This is a genomic window from Roseateles paludis, from assembly GCF_039872745.1.
Taxonomy (GTDB): domain Bacteria; phylum Pseudomonadota; class Gammaproteobacteria; order Burkholderiales; family Burkholderiaceae_C; genus Pelomonas; species Pelomonas paludis.
Genome location: NZ_JBDPZD010000002.1, coordinates 183458 through 208221, shown reverse-complemented (window position 1 = coordinate 208221; position 24764 = coordinate 183458). Strand labels below are relative to the sequence as shown.

Annotated in this window: 26 protein-coding genes; 15 read left to right on the top strand and 11 right to left on the bottom strand. The window is 69.3% G+C overall.

The window, feature by feature from the left end:
* Position 1: 1 nt before the first annotated feature.
* The 3 genes from ABDJ85_RS06815 to flgA form a co-directional block, all read right to left on the bottom strand.
* Complete coding sequence (locus ABDJ85_RS06815; protein WP_347704019.1) at positions 2–379, bottom strand: hypothetical protein; 378 nt, start codon at positions 377–379, stop codon at positions 2–4.
* A gap of 9 nt (positions 380–388) precedes the next feature.
* Entirely contained in the window at positions 389–736 is a 348-nt protein-coding gene (gene flgM, locus ABDJ85_RS06810; protein ID WP_347704018.1) for a flagellar biosynthesis anti-sigma factor FlgM, read from the bottom strand.
* A gap of 148 nt (positions 737–884) precedes the next feature.
* Positions 885–1577, bottom strand: a complete 693-nt coding sequence (gene flgA, locus ABDJ85_RS06805; RefSeq protein ID WP_347704017.1) for a flagellar basal body P-ring formation chaperone FlgA — start codon at positions 1575–1577, stop codon at positions 885–887.
* Positions 1578–1720: 143 nt separating this feature from the next.
* Here flgA and flgB point away from each other — a divergent pair, with 143 nt between their 5' ends.
* The 10 genes from flgB (at position 1721) to ABDJ85_RS06755 (ending at position 10627) form a co-directional block, all read left to right on the top strand.
* The gene (gene flgB, locus ABDJ85_RS06800; protein ID WP_347704016.1) at positions 1721–2134 is read left to right on the top strand and encodes a flagellar basal body rod protein FlgB; all 414 of its coding nucleotides are present in this window, start codon (positions 1721–1723) and stop codon (positions 2132–2134) included.
* An 18-nt stretch (positions 2135–2152) separates the two neighbouring features.
* Positions 2153–2563 carry a flagellar basal body rod protein FlgC gene (gene flgC, locus ABDJ85_RS06795; RefSeq protein WP_347704015.1) on the top strand — a complete coding sequence of 137 codons (411 nt, stop codon included), beginning with the start codon at positions 2153–2155 and terminating at the stop codon, positions 2561–2563.
* A 16-nt stretch (positions 2564–2579) separates the two neighbouring features.
* Positions 2580–3236, top strand: a complete 657-nt coding sequence (locus ABDJ85_RS06790) for a flagellar hook assembly protein FlgD (RefSeq protein ID WP_347704014.1) — start codon at positions 2580–2582, stop codon at positions 3234–3236.
* 19 nt (positions 3237–3255) lie between these two features.
* Positions 3256–4572: a flagellar hook protein FlgE gene (flgE, locus tag ABDJ85_RS06785; protein ID WP_347704013.1), complete on the top strand. Its 1317-nt coding sequence runs from the start codon at positions 3256–3258 to the stop codon at positions 4570–4572.
* A gap of 16 nt (positions 4573–4588) precedes the next feature.
* The gene (gene flgF / locus ABDJ85_RS06780; RefSeq protein WP_347704012.1) at positions 4589–5314 is read left to right on the top strand and encodes a flagellar basal-body rod protein FlgF; all 726 of its coding nucleotides are present in this window, start codon (positions 4589–4591) and stop codon (positions 5312–5314) included.
* Positions 5315–6097 carry a flagellar basal-body rod protein FlgG gene (gene flgG, locus ABDJ85_RS06775; RefSeq protein WP_347704011.1) on the top strand — a complete coding sequence of 261 codons (783 nt, stop codon included), beginning with the start codon at positions 5315–5317 and terminating at the stop codon, positions 6095–6097.
* An 11-nt stretch (positions 6098–6108) separates the two neighbouring features.
* Complete coding sequence (locus ABDJ85_RS06770; RefSeq protein WP_347704010.1) at positions 6109–6777, top strand: flagellar basal body L-ring protein FlgH; 669 nt, start codon at positions 6109–6111, stop codon at positions 6775–6777.
* A 181-nt stretch (positions 6778–6958) separates the two neighbouring features.
* Positions 6959–7189 carry a hypothetical protein gene (locus tag ABDJ85_RS06765; RefSeq protein ID WP_347704009.1) on the top strand — a complete coding sequence of 77 codons (231 nt, stop codon included), beginning with the start codon at positions 6959–6961 and terminating at the stop codon, positions 7187–7189.
* 109 nt (positions 7190–7298) lie between these two features.
* Positions 7299–7826 carry an ECF-type sigma factor gene (locus ABDJ85_RS06760; RefSeq protein ID WP_347704008.1) on the top strand — a complete coding sequence of 176 codons (528 nt, stop codon included), beginning with the start codon at positions 7299–7301 and terminating at the stop codon, positions 7824–7826.
* A 38-nt stretch (positions 7827–7864) separates the two neighbouring features.
* The gene (locus ABDJ85_RS06755; RefSeq protein ID WP_347704007.1) at positions 7865–10627 is read left to right on the top strand and encodes a serine/threonine-protein kinase; all 2763 of its coding nucleotides are present in this window, start codon (positions 7865–7867) and stop codon (positions 10625–10627) included.
* Between the two features lie 12 nt (positions 10628–10639).
* Here ABDJ85_RS06755 and ABDJ85_RS06750 read toward each other — a convergent pair whose 3' ends face one another.
* From ABDJ85_RS06750 to ABDJ85_RS06735, 4 genes are read right to left on the bottom strand one after another with little or no spacing between them, the layout of a single operon-like run.
* Positions 10640–11101 carry a DUF2721 domain-containing protein gene (locus tag ABDJ85_RS06750; protein WP_347704006.1) on the bottom strand — a complete coding sequence of 154 codons (462 nt, stop codon included), beginning with the start codon at positions 11099–11101 and terminating at the stop codon, positions 10640–10642.
* A gap of 11 nt (positions 11102–11112) precedes the next feature.
* Positions 11113–12369 carry a TIGR03862 family flavoprotein gene (locus tag ABDJ85_RS06745; RefSeq protein ID WP_430765532.1) on the bottom strand — a complete coding sequence of 419 codons (1257 nt, stop codon included), beginning with the start codon at positions 12367–12369 and terminating at the stop codon, positions 11113–11115.
* Positions 12370–12402: 33 nt separating this feature from the next.
* On the bottom strand, positions 12403–13281 hold the full coding sequence (locus tag ABDJ85_RS06740) for an SDR family oxidoreductase (protein ID WP_347704004.1): 879 nt from the start codon (positions 13279–13281) through the stop codon (positions 12403–12405).
* A complete protein-coding gene (locus tag ABDJ85_RS06735) occupies positions 13278–14300 on the bottom strand; it encodes an NADP-dependent oxidoreductase (RefSeq protein ID WP_347704003.1) in 1023 nt (340 codons plus the stop codon). The genes ABDJ85_RS06740 and ABDJ85_RS06735 overlap by 4 nt, the downstream gene beginning before the upstream one ends.
* A 197-nt stretch (positions 14301–14497) precedes the next feature.
* Here ABDJ85_RS06735 and ABDJ85_RS06730 point away from each other — a divergent pair, with 197 nt between their 5' ends.
* Positions 14498–16315, top strand: coding sequence for a methyl-accepting chemotaxis protein (locus ABDJ85_RS06730; RefSeq protein WP_347704002.1), 1818 nt, complete (start codon positions 14498–14500; stop codon positions 16313–16315).
* A 406-nt stretch (positions 16316–16721) separates the two neighbouring features.
* Here the strand turns inward: ABDJ85_RS06730 and ABDJ85_RS06725 are convergent, their stop codons facing one another.
* Complete coding sequence (locus ABDJ85_RS06725) at positions 16722–17780, bottom strand: RNA methyltransferase (RefSeq protein WP_347704001.1); 1059 nt, start codon at positions 17778–17780, stop codon at positions 16722–16724.
* 53 nt (positions 17781–17833) lie between these two features.
* Here ABDJ85_RS06725 and ispD point away from each other — a divergent pair, with 53 nt between their 5' ends.
* Entirely contained in the window at positions 17834–18538 is a 705-nt protein-coding gene (gene ispD / locus ABDJ85_RS06720) for a 2-C-methyl-D-erythritol 4-phosphate cytidylyltransferase (protein ID WP_347704000.1), read from the top strand.
* Here the strand turns inward: ispD and ABDJ85_RS06715 are convergent.
* Positions 18511–20685, bottom strand: coding sequence for a patatin-like phospholipase family protein (locus tag ABDJ85_RS06715; protein WP_347703999.1), 2175 nt, complete (start codon positions 20683–20685; stop codon positions 18511–18513). The genes ispD and ABDJ85_RS06715 overlap by 28 nt on opposite strands.
* 54 nt (positions 20686–20739) lie before the next feature.
* Here ABDJ85_RS06715 and ispF point away from each other — a divergent pair, with 54 nt between their 5' ends.
* Positions 20740–21252 carry a 2-C-methyl-D-erythritol 2,4-cyclodiphosphate synthase gene (gene ispF, locus ABDJ85_RS06710; protein WP_347703998.1) on the top strand — a complete coding sequence of 171 codons (513 nt, stop codon included), beginning with the start codon at positions 20740–20742 and terminating at the stop codon, positions 21250–21252.
* Positions 21236–21697: a hypothetical protein gene (locus ABDJ85_RS06705; protein WP_347703997.1), complete on the top strand. Its 462-nt coding sequence runs from the start codon at positions 21236–21238 to the stop codon at positions 21695–21697. Before ispF ends, ABDJ85_RS06705 begins: the two co-directional genes overlap by 17 nt.
* A gap of 11 nt (positions 21698–21708) precedes the next feature.
* Here ABDJ85_RS06705 and ABDJ85_RS06700 read toward each other — a convergent pair whose 3' ends face one another.
* The gene (locus ABDJ85_RS06700; protein ID WP_347703996.1) at positions 21709–23028 is read right to left on the bottom strand and encodes an ATP-binding protein; all 1320 of its coding nucleotides are present in this window, start codon (positions 23026–23028) and stop codon (positions 21709–21711) included.
* Positions 23029–23180: 152 nt separating this feature from the next.
* Positions 23181–23912: an osmolarity response regulator transcription factor OmpR gene (gene ompR, locus ABDJ85_RS06695; RefSeq protein ID WP_347703995.1), complete on the bottom strand. Its 732-nt coding sequence runs from the start codon at positions 23910–23912 to the stop codon at positions 23181–23183.
* A 155-nt stretch (positions 23913–24067) separates the two neighbouring features.
* Here ompR and ABDJ85_RS06690 point away from each other — a divergent pair, with 155 nt between their 5' ends.
* Complete coding sequence (locus ABDJ85_RS06690) at positions 24068–24763, top strand: SIMPL domain-containing protein (RefSeq protein WP_347703994.1); 696 nt, start codon at positions 24068–24070, stop codon at positions 24761–24763.
* Position 24764: the final 1 nt, after the last annotated feature.

Here is a 24764-nt window from a genome sequence, read left to right as displayed (position 1 = left end):
ATCAGACGGAGTAGAAGCTGCCGCCCTTGGGCCGGCGCTCGGCCAGGCCACTGGCGCCGTAGACGGGCTCGGCGGGGATCAGCACATCCAGTGCGCGGTCGAGCGAGACATTGCCGCGGGCCAGCGCTTCGCGCTGTGCGGCCATGCGGCCACCGGCCTGCACCAGGCGCTGGCGCAGCGAGGCCGGCAGGCGGCCGGCTTGGGCGGCGGCACTGAAGGCCGCCACGGCTTGGGTGAGCAGGCGATGCAGTTCGACCGAATGCCGCTCGATGCCGGCCGGGTCGCGCGCGGCCAGGGCCTCACCCAGCTGGGTCAGGCAGGTCTCGACGGCGATCAGGGGCTGTTCGAGTTCAGCTGGGATGGCGGCGTCTGCGGTCATTGGTGGGGTTTATTGGGTGCCGGCGCGTTGCTTGCTGCGGGCCAGCAATTCTTGCGCATTCGAAATCAGCTTGTCAGCGATGCCGTTGGCGTCGGGTTTGAACGTGCCTTCGGCAATTTGCTGCGAGATGCGTTGCACTTTGGCGGCGTCAAAGCTGCTTTCGTGGGACTTGACCAGTTGCGCGGCGGCCGAGGAGATCTCGACCTGGGCGCTGGCCTCGTGGGCCGGCTGGTGCTTGGCAACTTGAGGGGCGCTGGTGGCTTGGGTCGCAGGGGCCGAGGTCGAGGCCTCGGGCTTGCGCGCAGCCGGGCGCTCCAGCTTCGCCGCTGGGGCTTCGAGGTGATGACCAACTTTCATGCGACTCTCCAGGGGCCCTTGCTGGACCCAGGTACGACAGGTTCCCCAGGTGATCGGCCATTGGGCCGGGAACTTGAGGGGCTGCCCCCCCATTCTCGGGGCCTGAAGGCTTCATGCGCCAGCCTGAGGCGGCGGAGAGCGACTTTCTTCACAGCTGCATCTCCGCGCGGCGCTCGCCCACCGGCCGGGCCGTGACGATGCGCCCGCTCTCCAGCCGGAGTCGGGTGTCCTGGCCTTCGAGGCCGGGGCTCAGCGCCTGGGCCTCGGCCCCGATGCTGAAGCCGCTGCCCGCGAGGCTGAGCTGGACGGTGTCGCCAGCGGCAAACCACTGGCGGTGCTTGAGGTCGGTCTGCCGCACGGCCTGGGCGGCCTGCACGGGGCGGGCCAGGACCCGGCCGAGCAAGGGCGCCGCAGTCGGGTAGACCGCGCCGGGCTCGGCAGCAATGTCGATTTCGGCCGTGCTGAGCAAATCTTGAGTCAGGGTCGCGCCGGCGGGCAGCGCGGTGGCCGCCACCAGGGCGCTGCCAAACACCTTGACCTGCACGGGCACCGTGATGGCCCAGCGGGCCACGCCGTCCACGCAGCGCAGGCCCACGCGGGTGCGGCCCCACATGGCCAGCCCGGGGGGCAGGTAGGGCTGCATCTGCTGGCAGGGGGCGAGGCGCAGGCGCGGGTCGGGGCTGCCGGCTTCCACCACCACGCGGGTGCCGGGCGGTGCGGCCAGGCGGGCGGCGGCTTCGGCCATCTGGCGTACGCGCTCCAGCGCGGCGGCATCCACGGCCAGGGCCGGGGCAGCCAGCGCAAGCAACAGCAGCAGGAATGAGGCGAGCCTTGGGAGCATGAGGCTGCACTCTAGGCAGCTGGCGGGCGTTCGGAGGGGGGAATTGAGAGGCAAATCAGCCTTTGATCCCGCTCATGTTTTGGCGGGTGGCTCCAGACAATTTGCGCACACCCAGCTCCGCCATCGTGCCCCAGGAGCCCACCATGCTGAACCGCCTCACCGACACGCTGAACTTCCAGACCCAGGCCCTGAGCCTGCGGGCGGAGCGTCAGCGCCTCTTGGCCAGCAATATCGCCAACGCCGACACCCCGGGCTACCAGGCCCGCGACATCGACTTTGCCCGCGCCCTGCGCGAGGCCACGGGCGACCTGCCCACCGCCGGCCAGATGGCCACCACCGCCCGCGGCCACATGAGCCCAGCCGCAGGCGCCCTGGCCGACAGCCAGAAGCAATACGCGCTGCAGGCCCAGACCAACCTCGACAGCAATGGCGTGGACATGGACCGCGAGCGCGCCAGCTTTGCCGACAACACCGTGAAGTACGAGGCCACGCTGCGCTTCATCAACGGCGCGGTGCGCACCACGCTGGACGCGATGAAGTCGCACAACGCTGGCTAAAGCTAGGAGACGGCCACCATGTCGATGTTCCAGATCTTCAACGTTGCCGGCAGCGCGGTCAGCGCGCAAAGCCAGCGGCTCAATGTCGTGGCCAGCAACCTGGCCAATGCCGACACCGTGGCCGGCCCCGACGGCCAGGCCTACAAGGCGCGCCAGGTGGTCTTCCAGACCCATTTGTTTGGCAACGACGCCGGCACCGCCGGGGTCCAGGTCTCGAAGATCTCCGAGGACAACACCCCGGGCCGCCGCGTGCACGACCCGCGCCACCCCCAGGCCGACGCCGATGGCTACGTGACCTACTCCAACGTCAACAGCGTGGAGGAGATGGTCAACATGATCTCGGCCTCGCGCTCCTACCAAAACAACATCGAGGTGATGAGCACGGCCAAGAGCCTGCTGCTCAAGACCTTGCAACTTGGTCAGTCCTGACCACGGAGGCCAGGCCATGGACTTCACCGCACTCAACAACACCAGCAGCGCCAACAAGAGTGGCCTGCCCAGCTCGTCCACGCAGACCAAGAACGCGGCCGAGACGCAGGACCGCTTCCTGAAGCTGCTGGTGGCGCAGATGCAGCACCAGGACCCGCTCAACCCCATGGACAACGCCCAGGTCACGAGCCAGATGGCGCAGATCCAGCAGGTCACCAGCCTGGCCACGGTGGATGCCAGCATCAAGGGCTTGGGCACGCAGTTCTCGCAGATGCAGGCGCTGCAGTCGGTCAACCTGGTCGGGCGCGACGTGCTGATCGAGGGCAACCGGCTCGACGTGCAGGACGGCGTGGGCCGGGGCAGCTTTGCGCTGGATGGCCCGGCGTCCAAGGTACAGCTGGAGGTGATGACGCCTGCCGGCAATGTCATCGACACCGTGCAGCTGGGCGCGCAGGGCACCGGCCTGCAGAACTTCACCTGGCCGGCCGACAAGGCGCCGGCTGGCACCGAGCTCAAGTTCCGCATCACCGCGACGCAGGGCACCAGCAGCGTCGCCAGCAGCCTGTTTGCCCGTGACCGCGTGGACGCCGTGTCCAACGCCGGCGGCACGCTGCACTTGCAACTCGCCCACCTGGGCATGACCGACTACGCCTCCGTCCTGAGCGTGGATTGAGCTTTAACGAGGAATCACCATGAGCTTCCAACAAGGCCTCTCGGGCCTCAACGCCGCCGCCAAGAGCCTGGACATCATTGGCAACAACATTGCCAACTCCGCCACCTACGGCTCCAAAGGCTCGCGGGCCGAGTTCTCGGACGTCTACGCGGCCGCGCTCAACGGCGCGGGCCTCAACTCGGTCGGTATCGGCACCACGCTGGCGGCGGTGTCGCAGCAGTTCACCCAGGGCAATATCAGCACCACGGACAACCCCATGGACCTCGCCATCAATGGCGGCGGCTTCTTCCAGGTGACCGATGGCGTCAACCCCACGCGCTACACCCGCAACGGCCAGTTCAAGATCAACCGCGAGGGCTTCATCGTCAACAACGACGCCCTCAAGCTGATGGGCTACCCGGCCGACGGCACCGGCGTCATCCAGCCCGGCACCGCGCAGCCCCTGCAGCTGCCCACCGCCGGTATCGCCCCGGCGGTGACGACCAACGTCAAGATGGAGTTCAACCTCGACTCGCGCGCCAAGGTCACGGCCCCCAGCGCCGGCACGGCCACGGGCATCGACCTCAAGGACAGCACGACCTACAACAACGCCACCTCCTTCACCGTCTTCGACGCCAAGGGCCAGGAGGTGGCGGTGACCATGTACTTCCAGAAGGCCGCGCCGGACCCCACCGGCGCCAACACCTGGAACGTCTACGCGGTGGCCAATGGCACGCCCTTTGACACCGACGCGGCCGGGGCCGGCATCGCGCTGGACGGTTTTGGCAACCCGACCACGCCTTACACCACCATCACCTTCCCGCCCACCGGCGGCAAGCCCACGGCGCCCACCACCGACCTGACCATGGCGGTGCCCGCCGGCACCAGCGCGACGGGCGTGTCCACCCTGCCCATCGCCGGCATCACCTTCAACATCCTGGGTGCCAACGAAAACGGCAGCAGCTTCGCCGTCACGGCGCTGACCCAGGACGGCTACGCGCCGGGCCAGCTCAGCGGCATCACCATCGCCGCCAACGGCGTGGTGCAGGCGCGCTACTCCAACGGCCAGAGCAAGCCTGCCGGCCAGGTGGAGTTGGCGGCCTTCCGCAACCCGCAAGGCCTGCAGGCCCAGGGCGGCAATGTCTGGATCCGCAGCGTCGCCTCGGGCGAAGCCATCGTGGGCGTGCCGGGCGACGGCAATATGGGCTCGATCCAGTCCGGCGCGCTGGAGGAGAGCAACGTCGACCTGACCGCCGAGCTCGTCAACATGGTCACTGCGCAGCGCGCCTACCAGGCCAATGCGCAGACCATCAAGACGCAGGATCAGGTCTTGCAGACCATCGTCAACCTCCGCTGATCGCTAAGGGCACGACATGGACCGCATGATCTACCTCTCGATGGCCGGTGCCAAAGCCGCCATGCAGCGGCAGGACGTGCTGTCCAACAACCTGGCCAATGTCAGCACCAATGGCTTCCGGGCCGAGCTGCAAGCCTTCCGCTCGGTGCCCGTGCAAGGCAGCGGCGCCAGCACGCGCGCCTTTGCGCTGGAGACCAGCATCGGCTACAGCGATGCACCCGGTGCCATCACGCCCACGGGCCGCAACCTCGACGTGGCCATGCAGGGCAATGCCTGGCTGGCCGTGCAGTCGGTGGATGGCACCGAGGCCTACACCAAGGCCGGCTCGCTGGACGTGAACGCCGAAGGCCTGCTCGTGATGCGCAACGGCAACCCCGTGCTCGGCGACGGCGGCCCCATCAACATCCCGCCCAACAGCACGGTCGAGATCGGCGGCGACGGCACGGTCAGCGTCAAGTCGCCCAACCAGCGCCCCACCACCGTGGGCCGCTTGAAGCTCGTCACGCCCGAAGCCCCGCTGCGGCGTGGTGATGACGGCCTCTTCCGCGCTACGGATGGCGACCTGCCCGCCAACCCCGCCGCCCGCTTGCAGGATGGCGCGCTGGAGGGCTCCAACGTCAGCCCCGTCGAGACCATGGTCGCCATGATCTCGGCGGCGCGCCAGTTCGAGCAGCAGATGAAGCTGCTGCAGATTGCCCAGACCCAGGGCCAACAGTCGTCCAAATTGCTGGGGAGCACCTAAATGATTCGCTCGCTCTGGATCGCCAAGACCGGGATGGAGGCCCAGCAAACCCAGCTGGACAACATCTCCAACAACCTCGCCAACGTCGGCACCAATGGCTACAAGCGCTCGCACGCCATCTTCGAGGACCTGATCTACCAGAACCTCCGTCAGTCCGGCGCCAACACCACCGAGCAGACGACGCTGCCTACCGGCTTGCAGGTGGGCCTGGGTGTGCGCCCGGTGGCCACCGCGCGCATCTACAGCCAGGGCAACCTGCAGCAGACCAGCAACAACCTGGACATGGCCATCAAGGGCGAGGGCTTCTTCCAGATCCAGATGCCCGACGGCACCAATGCCTACACGCGCGACGGCTCCTTCCAGCTCAACGCCAACGGCCAGATCGTCACCAACAACGGCTACACCCTGCTGCCCGGCATCACCGTGCCCAGCAATGCGCAGAGCATCACCATCGGCAATGACGGCGTCATCACCGTCACGCTGCCCGGCCAGGTCACGCCCCAGCAGGTCGGGCAGATCCAGCTCGCCAACTTCGTCAACCCGGCCGGCCTCGACCCGCGCGGGCAGAACCTCTTCACCGAGACGGCCTCGTCCGGCACGCCCAATGCCGGCGCCCCCAATGCCAATGGCCTGGGCGCGCTGCAGCAGGGCTTTGTCGAGACCAGCAACGTGAACGTCGTCGAGGAGCTGGTGCAGATGATCCAGACCCAGCGCGCCTACGAGTTGAACTCCAAGGCCGTGCAGACCTCCGACCAGATGCTCCAGAAGTTGGCCCAGATCTGAAGGACCTCGCCATGAAAGCCCTCATCGCCTTGCTGGCCGTCTTCGCGCTCTCGGGCTGCTCCACGCTCTACTCGCAGCCCGAGGTCGAGATGTCGCACACGCCGGTGGTCAACCTGCCGTCGGTGCAATCGCAAACCGTGCAGAACGGCTCCATCTACCAGGCCGCCAGCTACCGCCCACTGTTCGAGGACTACCGCGCCCGCCTGGTGGGCGACACCATCACGGTGAGCATCGTCGAGCGCGTGTCGGCCACCCAGACCAGCACCAGCGAGCTGTCCAAGTCCGGCAGCCTGGCGGCCGGCGTCACCGCCTTGCCCGGTATTGCGCCCAACAGCTTTGGGCGTGCGTCAGCCGCAGCCAGCAGCGACAACACCAACAAGGGCAAGGGCAGCAACCAGAACACCAATGACTTCAGCGGCACCATCACCGCCGTCGTCACCTCGGTGCTGCCCAATGGCCACCTGATGATCTCGGGCGAGAAGCAGATCGGCGTCAACCACAACGTCGACGTGCTGCGCTTCTCCGGCCAGGTGGACCCGCGCGCCATCGGCGCGGGCAATGTGGTGCCCTCGGCCTCGGTGGCCAATGTGCGCATCGAGCAGCGCGGCCGTGGCAACGTGAGCAGCGCCCATGCGGTGGGCTGGCTGTCGCGCTTCTTCTTGAACCTCGCGCCGAGCTGACGGCGCGCTGCACGCGCTGGGCCCTCCGACTCCCCCTAACTTTAGGGAGTAGTTCACGCCGATGCCCGCGCCTTGCGCAGGCGCCGGCGCGGGCTGGTTGAGGTGCCAAATGAATCACGCGGTTTTTCCGGGCTAGTTCGGAGAATCAACTCCGTCGTCAACCCACCGCGAGATCACCACCATGAGCCAAGTCGCCCGCTGCATCGCCATCACCGCCCTGTTCGTGACCTCCGCCGCCATGGCTGCCGAGCCTGTTGTGCAGGCCTCCCAGGTTGTGGCCGCTGTGACCCAGCAAGCCGCCCCGGCCGGCAAGCGCACCGCTAAGCGCCCGCAAGCCGTGCGCACCGCCAGCCCAGCCAAGGTGGCCGCCGCCACCCCCGAGGCGGACTTCACCCTGCACTGGTACAACTGATCGCGAGCGCCCCAGCGGCGCTACCGATTCCAGCCCACGCCGTCAGGCCCCAGCTGCTTTGCCAGCTGTAGGCCGACGGCGTTTCTTATGGGCGTGCGATATTGCCGGCATGGACGCTGCGATGCCGCCCGATTCACCCTGGCCCACCGAGTGGAGCGAGGCCTACCCCGAGCTGAAGAAGATTGCCCGCGCCCGGCTGCATGCCAGTGGCGCGCACAACGCGCTCAACACCACGGCCCTGGTCAACGAGAGCTATCTGCGCCTCTCGGAGCGCGTGGGCCAGCTGAGCTTTGCGAGCCCCGGCCACTTCTATGCCTACGCCGCGCGGGTGATGCGCTCGGTCATCGTCGATGAGCTGCGTGCCAGCCTCGCCGAACGACGCGGCGGCGGGGCCGACCACGTGACGCTCGACACCGTGGTGGCCGGCCAGCTCGTCAGCCCCGGCGACGACACCCTGCAGATCGACACCGCGCTCACGGCCCTCGCCGCCGTCGAGCCGCGCCTGGCCCAGGTGGTCGAGATGCGCTACTTCGCCGGCATGACCGACCTGGAGATCGCCGAGGCCCTGGGCCTCACCGACCGCACCGTGCGCCGTGATTGGGACAAGGCCCGCGCGCTGCTGCGCACCATGGTCTGAATGTCCGCTTGCCGAAGTCAAAGCCGTTGGCTTGCTGAATGACCCTGCCTTGCCCACCCCACCGCTGGTCGCGCTTCTCGGAGCTGCTCGATGCGTTGATGGCCCTGCCCGAGGCGGAGCGCGACGCCTGGCTGGCTGTCTTGCCAGACGCTGATGCCGATCTGTTGCCAGCCCTCACCGCCGTGCGCGCCGGCTTGAGCCAGGAGGCCGATGGGTTCTTGAGCGGGCGGCCTCAGTTGCCGCCCAGCAGCCCAGGCCACCACGCCGGCCAGCACATCGGCCCTTACGAGCTGCTGCGCGAGCTGGGCCAGGGCGGCATGGGCGTGGTGTGGCTGGCGCGCAGGGCCGATGGTGCCTACGCCCGCGAGGTGGCGCTCAAGCTGCCACACGCCCACTTGCTGGCCGGCGCCGTGCGCGAGCGCTTCGACCGCGAGCGCGACATCCTCGCCGCGCTCAACCACCCGCACATCGCTCGCTTCTACGACGCCGGCCTCGCGGCTGACGGCCAGCCCTATCTGGCCCTGGAGGCCGTGCATGGCCGCCCCATCACCGACTGGTGCCGCGAGCAGCAACTGCCCCTGGCCGCACGGCTCGATCTCTTTGCCCAGATGGCCGACGCCGTCAGCCACGCCCACGGCCAGCTGATTGCGCACCGCGACCTCAAGCCCGCCAATGTGCTGGTCACGCCCGAGGGCGAGGTCAAGCTGCTGGACTTCGGCATCGCCAAGCTGCTGGCCGCTGAAGATGGTGTGGCCACCGACAGCACCGCGCTCACCCGCGCCCACGGCCTGCTGGCCACGCCGCGCTATGCCGCCCCCGAGCAGTTGGAGGGCGGCCCCGTCAGCGTGGCGACCGATGTGTATGCGCTCGGCCTCATGCTCTTCGAGCTGCTGACCGACACCCCGCCCACCGCCGGCCACGCCCCGCCGCCACCCTCGCGCGCCGTGCAAGACCCCGCCCGCCGCCGGCTGCTGCGCGGCGACCTCGACGCCATCGTGGACCGCTCGCTGCAGCCCCGCCCGCAGGACCGCTATGCCTCGGTGGCCGCGCTGGCGGACGACCTGCAACGCCACCGCGCCCACCGCCCCATCCAGGCGCGGCACCTCAGTGCCTGGTCGCTGGCGTGGCGCTACGCGCGCCGCCACCGGCTGCTCACCGCGCTCAGCGCCGCGCTGTTGCTCACACTCATTGGCGGCAGCGCCGGTATCGCCTGGCAGGCCCACGAGGCCCGCGCCCAGGCCCGCCGCGCCGAGGCCGTGAAGGACTTTCTGCTCGGCGTCTTCAGCGCCGCCGACCCCCGCCTGCCCGGTGGCAAGCCCAACGGCCAGACCACCGCTAAGACCCTGCTCGACCGCAGCGCCGCGCGCATCGACGAGCAGTTTGCGGCCGACCCCGACCTGCGCATCGAGCTGCTGCGCACCGCCGCCGATGTCTACCGCGAGCTGGGCGAAGACGAGGCCTACGAAGCCCTGCAGCAACGCCAACTGGCCCTGGTGGTGCAGCGCTACGGCCCGCTGCACGACAACGTGCTCGACGGCCAGTTGGAAGCCGCGATCCGCGCCTACAACCGCGGCGACCAGGCCCGCTGCCGCCAACTGCTGGCCGAGGCCGACGACAGCCTGCGGCGCGCCAGCCGCGACCACAGCACTCTGCGCGCCCACTGGTGGATGACGCGTGGCATCTGCCTGCGCGACCAGGCCGACCAGGCCGAGGCCCGGCTCCAGGCCCAGCAGCAGGCGGTGGCGCTGTTTGCCCAGGTCGAGCCCGGCCAGCGCGGCCACGTCACGGCCCTGGCCGAACTGGCCACCGAGCACAGCACCCAAGGCCGGCAGATGGAGGCCATGGCCGTCAACCGCCAGGCCATCGACATGGCCGAGGCCCTGCCGCAGCGCAACGAGGCTGAGTTGCAAACCCTGCATAGCAACCTCGCGTTGGCGCTCCAGCAGGGCGGCGATCTGGCGGCGGCGGCTGCTGAGTTTGGCAAGGCGGCCGACATCGCCGAGCGCACCAGCGGGGCTGACTTCCCCACCGCCTGGCTGCCGCGCTCACGCCAGGCCCGCACGCTTCACCTGAGCGGCGACCGCGACAAGGCCCAGGCGCTCTTCGGCCGCCTGCTGGCCCAGATCGGCACGCAGAGCGAGCTGCGTGACGCCTACACCGCCGGTGAAGACGCCGGCGAGCGCCTGGCCGCTGAGGGCCGCCCGGCCGAGGGCCTCGTGCTGCTGCGCCAAGCCGAGGCGGGCTACGCCAGCAGCACGCAGTACGAGTTCGACCTGCGCCGCGTGCGCCGCCACATCGGCGACGCCCTGGCCCGCCTCGGCCGCCACGACGAAGCCCTGGCTACGCTGCAGATGGCGCTCAAGGCCTTCGAGGCTGCCGACCCCCCGGGCCGCCAATCCACCGCCGCCTGCCGCGAGCGCCTGGGCCGACTGCTGATCGACATGGGCCGCCTGGAACCCGCCCGCACCGAGCTGCAACGCGTCATCGACGAAGCCGCCGTCAAGACCTGGAGCCATGTCGCCATCGCCCAGGCCGGCCTCGCCCGCGTCGCGCTGGCGCAAGGCGACGCCCCGTCCGCCGGCCAGCACAGCCGCGCGGCCCTCGCCACTTGGGACCAGCTCACCGGCTTCCGCGACGTGCGCATGCAGGCTTACCTGTGGCGAGCGCGGGCGGCGGTGCTGGCGTCGGCGGGGGATGCTGCAGGTGCCCAGAAGTTGCGCGACCAAGCCCTGGAAGCCGCGCGCCGCACGGACGCGCCGGAGAGCCCGACGGTCAAGGATGCGGGCTACGTGGGGTTGTGAGCGCCTCCGGGGCTAACCCAAGCCCTCTGACCGAATCGCCGTCACATGCGTGGCGATATAGACCTCGCGCAGGAAGCACACCAGCCCGCCGCAGACGCTGAGCATGGCGGCGACGAAGAGGGCGCCGGGGAGGCGGCTGAGGTCGGCGGCGAGGAATTCGTCGGCGAAGAGGGACACGATCACCAGGCAGACGAGCAGGGCGCCGGCGGTGGTGAGGTTGATGGCCCAGCTGCACACGCGGCGTCGGCGTTCGATCATGCGCAGCTCGCGGCGGGCGCGTTGCTGGCGGGGCTCGTCAAAGCTCAGCCAATGCTCCTCCAGCCAGCGGGCGCGGTCGATGACGCGCGCCAGGCGGTTGGCCATCACGCTGAGCATCGCCCCGAGGCCCGTGAGCAAGAAGGCCGGCGCGATGGACAGCTGGATGGCGTGGGCGATGAAGTTGGTTTGCAGGGCAGCGGACACGGCGGTGGACATGGTGGCGGGCCTCAGCCTTGGGGAAGCCAGCGCAGCATGCCATGGGCAGCGGCGCGGCCGCTGGCGAAGCTGGCGGTGAGCAGGTAGCCGCCGGTGGGGGCTTCCCAATCGAGCATCTCGCCGGCGCAGAAGACGCCGGGGCAAGCGCGCAGCATGAGGCCGTCATCGAGGCTGGCCCAGGCCACGCCGCCGGCGGTGCTGATGGCCTCGGCCACGGGGCGCGGGGCCTTGAGGATCAAGGGCAGCCGTTTGATGCGCTCGGCAAGCACTGCAGCGTTCAGCATCTCGTCGCGGCTGAGCACCTCGTGCAGCAGCGCAGCCTTGACGCCGCCGAGGCCAAGCCGGCTCTTGAGGTGACTGCCGAGCGAGCGGCTGCCGCGCGGGTGTTTGACCTCGGCGAGTACGCGCTCAGGGCTGTGCTGGGGCAGCAGGTCCAGTTCGATGCGAGCCTGGCCGGTGGCGTTGAGGGCCTCGCGCAGCGGACGGCTGGCGGCGTAGATGAGCGAGCCTTCAACGCCGGTGGCGGTGACGACGAACTCGCCCTGGCGGCTGAAGGCCTGGCCGTTCGAGTCCACGGTGTGCAGGATCACGGGCTTGACGGGCTCGCCCGCATGCTCGGCCAGCTTGGCCGACCAGCCCACGTCAAAGCCGCAGTTGGCGGGCTGCAGCGGCGTGACTTGTGCGCCCAGGCGCTGCAACTCGGGCACCCAGGCGCCGTCCGAGCCGAGCTGGGGCCATGACGCTCCGCCCAAGGCCAGCAGCGTGGCCTGGCAGGGGGCTTCGATCACTTCGCCTTGAGCATTGGCAAAGCGGGGCTGGCCGCTGGCACTGAAGCCCAGCCAGCGGTGCCGCATGTGGAAGTGCACGCCGGCCTGGCGCAGCCGGTGCAGCCAGGCACGCAGCAGCGGGGCGGCCTTGAGGTCGGCCGGGAAGACGCGGCCCGAGGTGCCGACGAAGGTCTCGACGCCGAGCTCGCGCGCCCAGGCGCGCACGGCCTCGCCGTCAAAGGCGCGCAGCCAGGGTTCGATCTGCGGGGCCTCGGCCCCGAAGCGGGCCAGGAAGGGCTCGAAGGCTTCCGAGTGGGTGAGATTGAGGCCGCCCTTGCCGGCCAGCAGGAACTTGCGGCCGACGCTGGGCTTGGCGTCGTAGAGGTGGACATCGACCCGGCCGGAGGCAGCCAGGACTTCGGCGGCCATCAGGCCAGCGGGGCCGCCGCCAACGAGGGCGACGCGGGGGCGGGAGGGGGAGGGCGGAGTCACGGGCCGGATTGTCCGGCGTGCTCGCAGCGGTTTGACACCGATTCAGCGCCGCAGCTGCGCTTTCAGCTGCTCGCCCAGCTCGGGCTTGTCCGCAAAGGGGCTGGTGGGGTTGCGGCCGCCCACGATGTCGTCCAGGCGCGTGCGCACCGAGCTCAGGGCCTGCGGGTGGCTGTAGACGTAGAAGCGCTGCTGGTCCACGGCGTCAAAGACCATCTGGGCCACCTCGGCGGCGCTGACCTTGCCCGAGGACACGGCCTTCTCAGACATGACCTGCTGCACCAACTGGCTGCGCGTGGGCTTGCCGTGGGGCAGGTGGCCCGGGCGGTTGCGGTGGCTTTGGCTGATGCCGGTGGGCACGAAGAAAGGGCAGAGCACCGAGGCGTGGACCTGGTCGGTGACGAGTGAGAGGTCGTGGAAGAGGGTCTCGGTCAGCGCGACGACGGCGGCCTTGGAGACGTTGTAGACGCCCATATTGGGCGAGTTGACGAGGCCGGCCATGGAGGCCGTGTTGACGATGTGGCCCTGGTAGGTGGGGTCGGCTGCCGCAGCGGCCAGCATCATGGGCGTGAAGAGGCGCACGCCATGCACGACGCCCATCAGGTTCACGTCGAGCACCCACTGCCAGTCGGCCAGCGGGTTCTCCCAGACCAGGCCGCCGCAGCCTACGCCTGCGTTGTTGAAGACGAAGTGCGGGGCACCAAAGCGTTGCTCCACTTCGGCCGCCAGGGCTTCCATCTGTGCGGCGCTGCCGACATCAACCCGGCGGGCCAGCACCGGGTGGCCCTGAAACGCCGCTTCGGCATCGGCCAGGGCGTCGGCCTGGACGTCTACCAGCACGAGGTTCATCTGCCGCGCACGGGCAAGACGTGCCACCTCCAGGCCAAAGCCCGAGCCGGCGCCGGTGATGACGGCAGTTTTCATGGGTGCAGCTTGACGAGTTGCTTGCCGAAGTTCTGGCCCTTGAGCAGGCCAATGAAGGCCTCGGGCGCGGCGGAGAGGCCCTGGGCAATGGTCTCGCGGTACTTGAGGCGGCCGGTGGCCACGAGGCCGCCGAGCTCCTTCAAGGCCTGGGGCCAGACCTCCATGTGCTCGCTGACGATGAAGCCCTCGACGCGCATGCGGTTGACGAGCAAAAGCTGCGGTGCCGCCAGCGGGATGGGCTGGCCGTCGTAGCCGGCGATCATCCCGCACAGGGCCACGCGGCTGAAGGCATTGGCGCGGCTCAGCACGGCGTCCAGGATGACACCGCCGACGTTCTCGAAGTGCCCGTCGATGCCCTGGGGGCAGGCTGCCTTGAGGGCTTGCGAGAGCGAGCGCGCGTCGGGGTGCTCGCGGTAGTCGATGCAGGCATCAAAGCCGAGTTCGCCCGTGACGTAGCTGCACTTGTCGGGGCCGCCGGCAATACCGACGGCGCGGCAGCCCGCAGCCTTGGCGAGCTGACCCACCACGCTGCCCACTGCGCCGCTGGCAGCGCTGACGACGATGGTCTGCCCGGCCTTGGGTTCGATGATGCGATGGAGGCCGTACCAGGCCGTGACGCCGGGCATGCCCACGGGGCCGAGGTAGGCACTCAAGGGGATGTGGGTGGTGTCCACCTTCTGCAGCACGCCGCGCTCTTTGGCGTCTACTGTGAAGTACTGTTGCCAGCCACCCATGCCCACCACCTGGCAGCCCACGGGGAAGTGATCGTTGCGGGACTCGATGACCTCGCCCACCGTGCCGCCGATCATGACTTCGTCGAGCGGCTGCGAAGCCGCGTAGCTCTTGCTCTCGTTCATGCGGCCGCGCATGTAGGGGTCGAGGCTGAGGTAGTCGTTGCGCACGCGCACCTGACCTTCGGCGAGTGGGGAAAGTTCCACGCTTTCAAGCCGGAAGTTGTGCGGACTTACCGGGCCGGTGGGTCGAGACGCGAGCACGATACGGGCATTGATCAACGACATGGTGCGCAAGCGGGCAGGTGAGGTCAGGAGTGGTGATTCGAACACGCGCTACTTCTGGATTGCGTCCCAAGCGTGACATGCGTGGCAAAAGGCCTTGAAGAGCCCCGTGACTCGTATTGACCTTGCTGTTGAACGCGGCCGAAACTGGCCGAGTTCCTCGTAGTTATTGGCCACTCCAACCTCCTCTGGAGCCCTGGATGCAACTCTCAGATTTCAAGATTTCCGCCCGACTTATCGTCGCCTTCCTGATCGTGGCCCTCATTGGCGGCCTGGCTGGCTTCTTCGCCATCGCCCAGATGAGCCGGCTGAATGCGGCGAGCGCGACGCTCTATGACCGTGACCTGGTGGGCCTTTCGGAAATCAAGGAAGCGAACACGCAACTGCTGGCCTCGGGCCGCGCTGCCCGCACCGCGCTGCTGGCCACGACCAAGAGCCGCCGCGAGACCAACCTCAAGAACGTGCGCACGGCGCTGGAGGCGGCCAAGGTCAGCATCGAGAAGGCCGAGCCGCTGGTCACCGACGAACAGGGCCGTGAGCTGATCAAGAAGCTCAAGGAGCAATGGGCCACCTACCAGACGGTGAACGGCAAGCTGGAAGAGCTGATCCGTGCCCAGGCACTGACCGAAACCAACGACGCCCTCGAATACATGTTCGGCGAAGGCGCGGTCACCATCGTGGAGATGCAAAAGGCGCTGGCCGAGCTCTCCAAGACCAAGGAAGAGATGTCCAAGGAGACGCACGACGCCAACGAGGCGCTGTACGTCAACGCGCGCAACCTCACCATGCTGATGATCGTCGTGGCGCTGGGTGTGGGCGTGGGCCTGGGCTTCGTGATCAGCCGCAGTGTCGTCACGCCCTTGTCCAAGGCCCGTGAGGCTGCCCAGTTCATGGCCGATGGCGACATGTCGCAAGAGCTGCCGCGCAGCGGCCGCGACGAAGTGGGCGACGTGCTCCATGCGCTGGAAGACATGCGCACCAAGCTGCGCGGCATCGTGACCACGGTGCGTGCCAACGCCGAGACGGTGGCCACGGCCAGCAGCGAGATTGCCCAGGGCAACACCAACCTCAGCCAGCGCACCGAAGAACAAGCCAGCGCGCTGGAAGAAACCGCCGCCACCATGGACGAGCTGGCCTCGACCGTGCGCAACAACGCCGACAACGCTCAGCAGGCCAACCAGCTCGCGCTCAGCGCCAGCAATGTGGCCGTCACCGGTGGTGAAGTGGTGGGCCAGGTCGTCGAGACCATGCGCGGCATCAACGACAGCTCCAAGAAGATTGCCGACATCATTGGCGTGATCGACGGCATTGCCTTCCAGACCAACATCCTGGCCCTGAACGCGGCGGTGGAAGCCGCCCGTGCCGGCGAGCAAGGCCGTGGCTTTGCGGTGGTGGCTGCCGAGGTGCGCAGCCTGGCCGGCCGCAGCGCCGATGCTGCCAAGGAGATCAAGAGCCTGATCAGCGCCAGCGTCGAGCGCGTGGAACTGGGTACTGCCCAGGTCGACAAGGCCGGCGCCACCATGACCGAGATCGTCGGCGCCATCCGCCGCGTGACGGACATCGTGGGCGAGATCAGCTCGGCCAGCAAGGAGCAGTCCGCCGGCATCGGCCAGGTGGGCGATGCGATCCAGCAGATGGACAAGGTCACCCAGCAGAACGCCGCCCTCGTCGAGGAAGGCGCAGCGGCTGCGATGAGCCTGCGCGATCAGGCCCAGAGCCTGGTGGCTGCCGTGGCGGGCTTCAAGCTCAGCTCGGGCGAGCGGTCTGTGGGTCTGTCGTCTGCCAAGGTGCAGCCTTCAAGCAGCAGCTCGGCGCCCAGCAAGACGGGCAAGTCCAGCTACACGCCGCCAGCCCCCAAGACCAGCAGCGCCGCGCCGGCCCCCAAGCCCGCCACGGCGAGCAGCCCGGCGGCTGCGGCACCCCGGCCGGTGGCCGCCACCACGGCCGCACCCAAGGCCGCGCCAGCGCCTGCAGTGGCAGCAGCCACGTCGGACACCGACGAGTGGGAAACCTTCTGATCGCCTGAGACAGGTTCAGGGCGGCTCCAACAAAAAACCCCCGAATCCGGCAACGGATTCGGGGGTTTGTCATTGGGCTTGCCACCGGCGGCGCGGCGCTGCGCCGTCTCGGCAATTCAGGCCGCGCGCTCCATCAGCGGGCCGCCTGCGCAATTCGGGTCAGTCCTGGCTGCCTTCCACGCTGTCCTTGCCTTGCAAGGCGTCGGAGAGTTGGCCAACCAAGGCCAGGGCGGTTAGCGCGATGGTGGTGATAAACAGTTCCATGGTGTGTTCCCTTTCTGCGTTGTCGATGGCTGCAGTATACGGGTTTACACCAGTCACACAAGGGATAACCCTTGATGTTGTTGTCTTATTGTGAATCGTTGAACCGTAATATGAAATTTATGTGACGCGACGAGGGCCAGCCTCAGGGGCGCGGCTGGAAGCTGATGGGCTGCGCCGTGGGGGTGCGTTTGGCGCCTGGGCGCCCGACGGCCTCACGGGCGCGCAGTTGGCCGCAGCCGCCTTCGACGTCCTGCCCGGCGGAGTCGCGCAGCTTGGTCAGCACGCCGCGCTGCGTGAGCGCGCGCGCCAGCGCCTGAGCGGCGGCGGGGTCGGGGCGGTCAAAGGGCAGGCCGTCCACCTCGTTGTAGAGGATGAGGTTGAGCAGGCCATAGCGCCCGGCCAACAGGCGGACCACGGCGTCCATCTCCTCGGCGCTGTCGTTCACGCCGCGCAGCAGGGTCCATTGGTACTGGATGGGGTAGCCGGTGGCGCGGGCATAGGCATCGGCCAGCTCGACCAGTTGCTGCGGCGTGAGGCGTGGCGCGCGGGGCAGCAACTGCTCACGCAGCTCAGGGCGCGTGGTGTGCAGGGACAGCGCCAGCGCGGGCTTGACCGGCGCCGCGTGCAGCGCCTCGAAGGCGCGCTCGTCCCCCACCGTCGAGAACACCAGTTGCTTGTGCGCGAGGCCCCCTTCGGTCCCAAGAAACTCGATGGCCTCCAGCACATTGGCCAGGTTGTGCGAAGGCTCGCCCATGCCCATGAAGACCACCTTGCGCACCGGCCGCAGCTGCCGCGCCAGCACCACCTGGGCCACCATCTCGCCACTGGTGACCTGGCGGATCAGGCCTTCGGTGCCGGTCATGCAAAACGCGCATCCCACCGCGCAGCCCACCTGGCTGGACACGCACACGCCCTCGCGCGGCAGCAGCACGCTCTCCACGGTCTGGCCATCTTGCAGGCCCAGCAGCAGGCGTGCGGCGCCGTCGTCGGCCGGGTGTTCGCCGCGCAGTTGCACCTGGCTGTTCCATTGCGCCAGCAACTCGGGCAGGGCGGCCAACAGCGGTGCGGGCAGCCAGCCGGCCAGCGGCGGCTTGCCTTGGTCCAGCGGCAGCGCGCGCGCCCAATGGCGCAGCACCCGCGCTTCATGGGCGGGCTTGGCGCCGAGGGCGCGGAGTTGCTGGCGCAGGGCCGAGATCTGCATGGGGCCCGGATTGTCGGCGCTATGCTCGCGCGCCGAATGGCCAGGAGGATTTGATGACGACGGCACGGTGCTTTGCACTCGTTCCCGCAGCCGGTGTGGGCGCCCGGTCAGGCGCTGACCGCCCCAAGCAATACGTGCCGCTGGCGGGGCGTCCGATGATCGCCCACACGCTCGCCGCGTTGGCTGCCGTGCCCGAGTTGATGGCGACCCTGGTGGTGCTGTCGCCCACGGACGATCTTTTCGAGTCCTGCGTTCCTGGTTTTGCCGGCTGGGTGGCGCGCTGTGGGGGCGACAGCCGCGCAGCCAGCGTGGCGGCCGGTCTGGCCGAGCTGCAGCGGCGTGGCGCCGCGCTTGAAGACTGGGTGCTGGTCCACGACGCGGCGCGCTGCCTGCTGCGGCCGGCCTGGGTGCAGGCGCTGATTGCGGCTTGCGTGAGCGACCCGGTGGGCGGCCTGTTGGCCCAGCCCGTGGCCGACACGCTGAAGCAGTCCCGCGACGGCCGCGTGGCCACCACGCTGGACCGCAGCGACAAATGGGCCGCGCAGACGCCGCAGATGTTCCGCCTGGGCTTGCTGCAGCAGGCGCTCCAGCAAGCCAGGGCAGTGACCGACGAGGCCAGCGCCGTGGAGGCGATGGGCCATGCGCCCTTGCTGGTGCGCGCCTCGGCCGAGAACTTCAAGGTGACTTGGCCGGAGGACTTTGCGCTGGCCGAGCGGCTGCTGGCTGCGCCCTACCAGGTGGGCCCGAGCAGCAGGTAGACGGCCGAGCCGCCTTGCCGCGTGGCGCCCAGCGCCAGGTGGAAGGGCCCGAAGCGCGTGTCCACCGACAAGAAGCCGCTGACCGCCTGGTGCCAGCGCGTGTCCACCAGCGGCGCCAGCAGCGGGCCGCCGCTCACGCCGCCCATCTCCAGCGAGAAGCCCACCCGCACCGCACCGCCCAGGGCCACCGGCATGTGCCCGAGCCGCCGTGCCATCACCAGCCGCGCCAGGGTCACGTTCTCGGCCACCAGCGAGCGGTCCGGCGTGCCAGACAGGCGCAGGTAGCCACCGAGCGAGCGCGCGGTGCCCGATTCGGCATGGGCCCGTTCGCCATACAGCTGGCCCGCCCACTCGCCCCATTGGAAGGCCTTGAGCGCGATCACCGTCGCGTTCACCGCCTGGGCTTGCCCACTCGGCTGCAGCCACTCGACGCGTGCCGTCAGCCAGTGGCCCTGGCTGGGGAAGGCGAGCGAGTCCAGCGTGTCGGTGTGCAGCTCGATGAAGCGCTGGCCGTAGCGGCGCGAGGCCCGCGCGCCATCGACCGGCGCGGGGATCAGCACCTCGGCACTGGCCCGCAGCCCGCCCACGCCGATGCGCACATCGCCAAAGCTGCCCAGCCGGTGGCCCAGGGCCAGCTGCGCATTGCTCAAGCTGGAGGCCTGGCGCAGCGCACGCTGGCCTTGGTTGAAGACGTCGTCCGAGCCGGCCTCGTAGCCGATCTGGGCGCTGCCAAACCAGGGCGAGCCCACGCCCAGCGGCTGGTAGAACTCGCTGGACAGCCCGCGCCTGGAGCCAATGCGCGCCACGCTGCGCAGCTCGGCGCCCCAGCTGTTGAGCCAGTTGGCCACGTGCATGCCGACCAGCGAGAAGTGGTTGGACTCGGAGAAGTTGGAATACATCTCCAGCCCGAAGCGCACCCGGCTGGAGGCCCAGGCCGCCTCGCTGAGCTTGAACTCGACGTGGCGACGGCCCTCGCGGTCTTCGGTCTGCACCTCGATGCGTTCGTAGTCCTCGGTGCCGTGCAGCACCTGCAGGCTGCGGTCGATGTCGGCCTGCGTGGCGGCCTGGCCCAGTTGCAGCGGCAGCTGCGGGCGCAGGGTGTCGGGCTGGGTGCGCGCGGCGCCGGTGAACTGCAGCGCCGCCAGCGGCAGGGCCAGGGCCGTGGGGTCGGGCGGCACCTGGCGGCGCGCTTGCAGCTGGGCATAGGCCGCCGGGTTGCTGAGCGCACGCAGGCGCTGCACGGCGGCTTCGGCCGCGCGCCGGCCAATCGCCAGCGCTTCTTCGGCGCGCGCAAAGTCCATGAAGCTGATATCGCCCAGATTGGGGTCGATGACCATGTCATCGGGCAACAACTGCTTGAGCGAGCGCTGCACGTTCTGCTCGGTCAGGATGTTGACCATCTGATTGGCCACGGCCACCGCACTGGTCAGCTCGCGCTCTTCCAGCAGCGGGGTGCCCACATTGACCGCGATGATGATCTCGGCCCCCAACTGCCGGGCCACGTCAACGGGCAGGTTGCGCACCAGGCCGCCATCCACCAGCGGCCGGCCGTTGACGCGCAGCGGCGTGAACACGCCCGGCACCGCCATCGACGCGCGCAGCGCCTGGAAGAGCGGCGTCTGGTCCTGCGTGACCATGTCGCCCGAGAGCAGGTCGGTGGCCACCGCGCGGAAGGGCACGGGCAGTGCCTGCAGCGGCGTCTCGGCGTGCTCGGCGGGTAGCAGGGTGTTGAGCGTGGCTTCAAGCTGGCTGTTGCCGGCCGCGCCGCTGGGCAGGGTGACGCCGGTGCTCAGCAGCAGCCCGAACTCGATGCGCGAGGGCACGAGCTGGTCGTCCTCGCGGCGGCGGAAGGCCAGGCGCTCGCGGGCCGGGCGGTCGGCCAGGATGGCGGTCCAGTCGGCCTGCCGCACCAGGGCCGCCAGCTCCTTGGGCGAACGGCCGGCCACATAGGCGCCGCCCACCACCGCGCCCATGCTGGTGCCCACCACGATGTCCACGGGGATCTGCTGCTCCTCCAGCACCTGCAGCACGCCAATGTGCGCAATGCCCCGCGCCCCGCCGCCCGAAAGCACGAGGCCGATGCGCGGGCGCTCCTGGGCGCTGACCGCACCGCAGAACAAAGCAAGGGCAAGCAGGGCAAATCGCATGGCGGCGGATTCTGCCGCGCATGTGCGGACTGGCAGGCAACGCACAATCCCGCCATGACCGCACACCACCTCGGGCTGCGCATCGGTGAGGGCTGGGACACCCATCAACTCGTCGCCGACCGGCCCCTCATCCTCGGCGGGGTCACCATCCCGCACACCCATGGCTTGCTGGGCCATTCCGATGCCGACGCCCTGGCCCACGCGATCACCGACGCCTTGCTCGGCGCAGCGGGCCTGGGCGACATCGGCCGCCACTTCCCTGACACGGCGGCCGAGTTCAAAGGCGCGGATTCGATGCGCCTGCTGCACACCGCCTACGAACGCGTGCAAGCCGCCGGCTGGCAGTTGGTCAATCTCGACACCACCATCGTGGCGCAGGCGCCCAAGATGGCGCCGCACATCGACGCGATGCGGGCACGGCTGGCCGAGGTGCTGGGGGTGAGCCCGGCGCAGGTCAACGTCAAGGCCAAGACGGCCGAGAAGATGGGCCCGGTGGGCGAGGGGCGGGCCATCGAGGCGCGTGCCGTGTGCCTGCTGGCGGGAGGCGCGGATGCCGCGGCGCGCTGAGCCCGGTGTGGCCCGCGTTGCTGACCATGCGCAGGGCCCGTTTCAGCCGCATGGGCAGATGTCGGTCCGCCAGGTGGGCCGCGTGCTGGAGTGCGAGGCCTGTGGGCCGTTCAACGTGGAATTCATGCAGGCGTTCAACCGCATGTGGCTGGCCCACCTTGGTGCCTGGGCCGGCGAGCAGGCCGTGGTGGTCTACACCCGCTGGACGCACAGCTTGATGGCGACGCCGGACGCGCTGGCCTACTACGACAAGGTGATGGCCGGTGCCCGTCAGGCGCTGCCAGCCGGGACGGTCAGCCTCTGGTGCGTGCCGGCCGACGTTGAAGGCCGGGCCATGATGCTGCCGCGCTGGCAGGCCATCATGTCGGCCCACGGCCATCCGCTGGAGGTGGTGGACAACGACGCCGAGGGCCGAGCGCGCGTGTCAGCGCTGCTGGAGCGCTGACCCCCAGACGTTCAGGCCGCGCGCAGCCGCACGACGGTCAGCAGCCCGCCGCCTTCGGCGTTGTGGATGCTGAGCTGGCCGCCCATGCGCTGGATGGACTTCTCCACGATGGCCAGGCCCAGGCCGGCGCCGCTGGCGGCGGTGCGGGCGGCATCGCCGCGGTAGAAGGGCGTGGTCAGGCGCGCCAGGCGGTCCGGGGGCACGCCGGGGCCGTGGTCGCGCACCTCCAGATGCACCCAGTCGCCATGCCTTGAGGCGCTGACCTCGACCCGGGCCGGCAGGCCCGGCGCATGGCCATAGCGGCGCGCGTTCTCGAACAGGTTGAGCAGCACGCGGCCGAGTTCGGTCTCATCGACGTAGACGCTCAAGGCCGGTGACACGCGCAGCTTGAAGCCGATCTGCTCGGCGTCCCGGAAGCCCTGGGCCTCGCGCTCCACCACCTCAGCCAGCGGCACGGCGCGCAGCAGGGCCTCGTTGGGCCGCGCGTAGTCCATGAACTTGCTGATGATGGCGTCGAGCTGGTCGATGTCCTGCGCCATGAACTGGCGGGCTTGTTCGTCGGCCACGCTCATCTCGGTCTCCAGCCGCAGGCGGGCCAGCGGGGTGCGCAGGTCGTGCGAGATGCCGGCCAGCATCACGGCGCGGTCTTCCTCCAGCTTGGCCAGCTCGCGGGCCATGCGGTTGAAGCCCATGTTCACTTCGCGGATCTCGCTGGTCAGCGTGTTCTCGTCGAGGCGTGAGTCGTACTCGCCCTCGCGGATGCGGCTGGCCGCTACCGAGAGCTCGCGCAGCGGCTGGTTGATGAGCCGCGCGATCAGCACCGAGCCCAGCACCGTGGCCACCAAGGCAAACAGCGCCCACCACCAGTTGGACGAGATGGAGGTGGACAGCGCCGCCGGCGAGGTCTGCAGCCAGAAGGCGTCGTCGCCCACCACAAAGCGTACCCACAGGCCGGGCGTGTCGTTCACGCTGCGCGCCAGCACCGTGGCCGGCCCCAGCCGCGCGCGCAGCTCGGACCCCAACTGCTTGCCAAAGGCGCTGACCTCGTAGTTCAGCCAGCGGTCAGCCGGGGTGGCCACCCGCACCTGGACGGTGTCGTTGCGCGCGAGGGACTTGATCACCGCGACGCGGTTGATCGGGTCACTGCGCTCCAGCGCCACCTGACCGAGGTTGACCAGGCCGGCCAGCTGCTGCGCAGCTTCCAGCGCGCGCGGCTCCTCCTCCAGCGCCTTGAAGGTCTGTTGCCAGGCCAACACCGTGCCCGCCAGCAGCACGGCCAGCAGGGCAAAGGTGCGCCAGAAGAGATTGAGCGCGAGGTGAGGGCGGGGCACGGTTCAATTCGATTGTGTCTGGGCCGAGCGCCGGGCCGCCCCAAGCCGGCCCGTCAGGAGCGGCAAGCGGCTAGACGCCGCTTGCCGCTGCGTCCCCGCGGGGGACCGCCCGGTCTTGCCCGCGTGCAGCGGGGCAAGACCGGGCGAGGGGCTCATGCAGCTTCATCAGGGACGAACACGTAGCCGACACCCCACACGGTCTGGATGTAGCGCGGCTGGGCCGGGTCTTCCTCCAGCATCTTGCGCAGGCGCGAGATCTGGACATCGAGGCTGCGGTCGAAGGGCTCGAACTCGCGGCCGCGTGCCAGCTGGGCCAGCTTGTCGCGCGACAGCGGCTGGCGCGGATGGCGCACCAGGGTCTTGAGCATCGAGAACTCGCCCGTGGTCAGCGGCAGTTGCTCGCCGTTCTTGGTCAGGCGGCGCAGGGCCAGGTCAAAGACGAAGGGCCCGAAGCTGACGGTCATCGGCTCCTTGCTCGGGGCGCCGGGGGCCTCGGGCGGCGGGCGGCGGCGCAGCACGGCGTTGATGCGGGCCAGCAGTTCGCGCGGGTTGAAGGGCTTGGCGAGATAGTCGTCGGCGCCCACTTCGAGGCCGACGATGCGGTCCACTTCCTCGACCTTGGCCGTCAGCATGATGATGGGCGTCTGGTCGTTGGCGGCGCGCAGGCGGCGGCAGATGGTCAGGCCGTCTTCGCCGGGCAGCATCAGGTCCAGCACGATCAGGTCCACGGTCTCGCGGGTCAGCTGCTTGTTCAGCGCGCGGCTGTCTTCGGCCAGCAGGACTTCGAAGCCTTCCTGCGTCAGGTAGCGGCGCAGCAGGTCGCGGATGCGGGCGTCGTCATCGACGATCAGGATGCGGTTGGGGCGGGGCGTGGGGGCGTTCACGGGGGCCTCGGCGAATTTGTAACAGCCGCATTGTGAAAGTGAAATCGCTTGCCGGACAGGGCGTTACACACCGTTGCTTCCCAAAGCAGCTGGTCACGTCGGCCGCTATCGGGCGCCGGGCGCTAAGCTGGTTCTCTCATTGCTGGAGTCCCCTCATGCGCCTCATCCCGCTCACCCTGGCCCTGCTGGCCGTGCCTGCCCTGGCGGCGCCAGAAGGCCCGCCGCGCGACCGCGTCAGCCTCGCGGCCAGCGCCACCGCCGAGCTCCCGGCCGACTGGCTGAGCCTGAACTTCGCCACCACCAAGGACGGCAGCGATGCGGCTGCGGTGCAGACGCAACTCAAGCAGGCCCTCGACGTCGCCCTGGCCGAGGCCCGCCGCGTGGCCAAGCCGGGCCAGGTCGAGGTGCAGACCGGCGGCTTCTCGGTGAACCCGCGCTACAACAGCAAGGGCGGCATCAGCGGCTGGGTGGGCCGGGCAGAGTTGGTCGTCGAGGGGCGCGACGGCGTGGCCATCGCCCAGCTCAGCGGCCGCATCAACACGCTGAGCGTGGCGGGCGCGGGCTGGAGCCTCTCACGCGAGGCGCGTGAGAAGGCCGAGGGCGACATCACCACCCAGGCCATCGCGCGCTTCAAGGCCCGGGCCAGCGACGTGGCCAAGGCCTTTGGCTACAGCGGCTACCAGCTGGGCGAGGTCAATGTGTCGGGCAACGAGGGTGGCGTGGTGGCCATGCCGCGCATGGTGGCGATGAAGGCGGTCGGGGCGTCAATGGCTGACGAGGCCTTGCCGACCGAGGCCGGCAAGGCGCGCGTCACGATCAGCGTGAACGGCTCGATCGTGCTGAACCGTTAGG

Coding starts and splice junctions, on each gene's coding strand:
- flgF (WP_347704012.1), top strand. CDS start 4,589: ATGGACCGCATGATCTACCTCTCGATGGCCGGTGCCAAAGCCGCCATG.
- flgG (WP_347704011.1), top strand. CDS start 5,315: ATGATTCGCTCGCTCTGGATCGCCAAGACCGGGATGGAGGCCCAGCAA.
- ABDJ85_RS06705 (WP_347703997.1), top strand. CDS start 21,236: ATGCCGCGGCGCGCTGAGCCCGGTGTGGCCCGCGTTGCTGACCATGCG.
- ABDJ85_RS06735 (WP_347704003.1), bottom strand. CDS start 14,300: ATGTCGTTGATCAATGCCCGTATCGTGCTCGCGTCTCGACCCACCGGC.
- ABDJ85_RS06715 (WP_347703999.1), bottom strand. CDS start 20,685: ATGCGATTTGCCCTGCTTGCCCTTGCTTTGTTCTGCGGTGCGGTCAGC.
- flgB (WP_347704016.1), top strand. CDS start 1,721: ATGCTGAACCGCCTCACCGACACGCTGAACTTCCAGACCCAGGCCCTG.
- ABDJ85_RS06770 (WP_347704010.1), top strand. CDS start 6,109: ATGAAAGCCCTCATCGCCTTGCTGGCCGTCTTCGCGCTCTCGGGCTGC.
- flgE (WP_347704013.1), top strand. CDS start 3,256: ATGAGCTTCCAACAAGGCCTCTCGGGCCTCAACGCCGCCGCCAAGAGC.
- ABDJ85_RS06790 (WP_347704014.1), top strand. CDS start 2,580: ATGGACTTCACCGCACTCAACAACACCAGCAGCGCCAACAAGAGTGGC.
- flgC (WP_347704015.1), top strand. CDS start 2,153: ATGTCGATGTTCCAGATCTTCAACGTTGCCGGCAGCGCGGTCAGCGCG.
- ABDJ85_RS06765 (WP_347704009.1), top strand. CDS start 6,959: ATGAGCCAAGTCGCCCGCTGCATCGCCATCACCGCCCTGTTCGTGACC.
- ispD (WP_347704000.1), top strand. CDS start 17,834: ATGACGACGGCACGGTGCTTTGCACTCGTTCCCGCAGCCGGTGTGGGC.
- ispF (WP_347703998.1), top strand. CDS start 20,740: ATGACCGCACACCACCTCGGGCTGCGCATCGGTGAGGGCTGGGACACC.
- ABDJ85_RS06740 (WP_347704004.1), bottom strand. CDS start 13,281: ATGAAAACTGCCGTCATCACCGGCGCCGGCTCGGGCTTTGGCCTGGAG.
- ABDJ85_RS06760 (WP_347704008.1), top strand. CDS start 7,299: ATGGACGCTGCGATGCCGCCCGATTCACCCTGGCCCACCGAGTGGAGC.
- ABDJ85_RS06755 (WP_347704007.1), top strand. CDS start 7,865: ATGACCCTGCCTTGCCCACCCCACCGCTGGTCGCGCTTCTCGGAGCTG.
- ABDJ85_RS06725 (WP_347704001.1), bottom strand. CDS start 17,780: ATGCAGATCTCGGCCCTGCGCCAGCAACTCCGCGCCCTCGGCGCCAAG.
- ABDJ85_RS06730 (WP_347704002.1), top strand. CDS start 14,498: ATGCAACTCTCAGATTTCAAGATTTCCGCCCGACTTATCGTCGCCTTC.
- ABDJ85_RS06750 (WP_347704006.1), bottom strand. CDS start 11,101: ATGTCCACCGCCGTGTCCGCTGCCCTGCAAACCAACTTCATCGCCCAC.
- ABDJ85_RS06815 (WP_347704019.1), bottom strand. CDS start 379: ATGACCGCAGACGCCGCCATCCCAGCTGAACTCGAACAGCCCCTGATC.
- ABDJ85_RS06690 (WP_347703994.1), top strand. CDS start 24,068: ATGCGCCTCATCCCGCTCACCCTGGCCCTGCTGGCCGTGCCTGCCCTG.
- flgA (WP_347704017.1), bottom strand. CDS start 1,577: ATGCTCCCAAGGCTCGCCTCATTCCTGCTGCTGTTGCTTGCGCTGGCT.
- flgM (WP_347704018.1), bottom strand. CDS start 736: ATGAAAGTTGGTCATCACCTCGAAGCCCCAGCGGCGAAGCTGGAGCGC.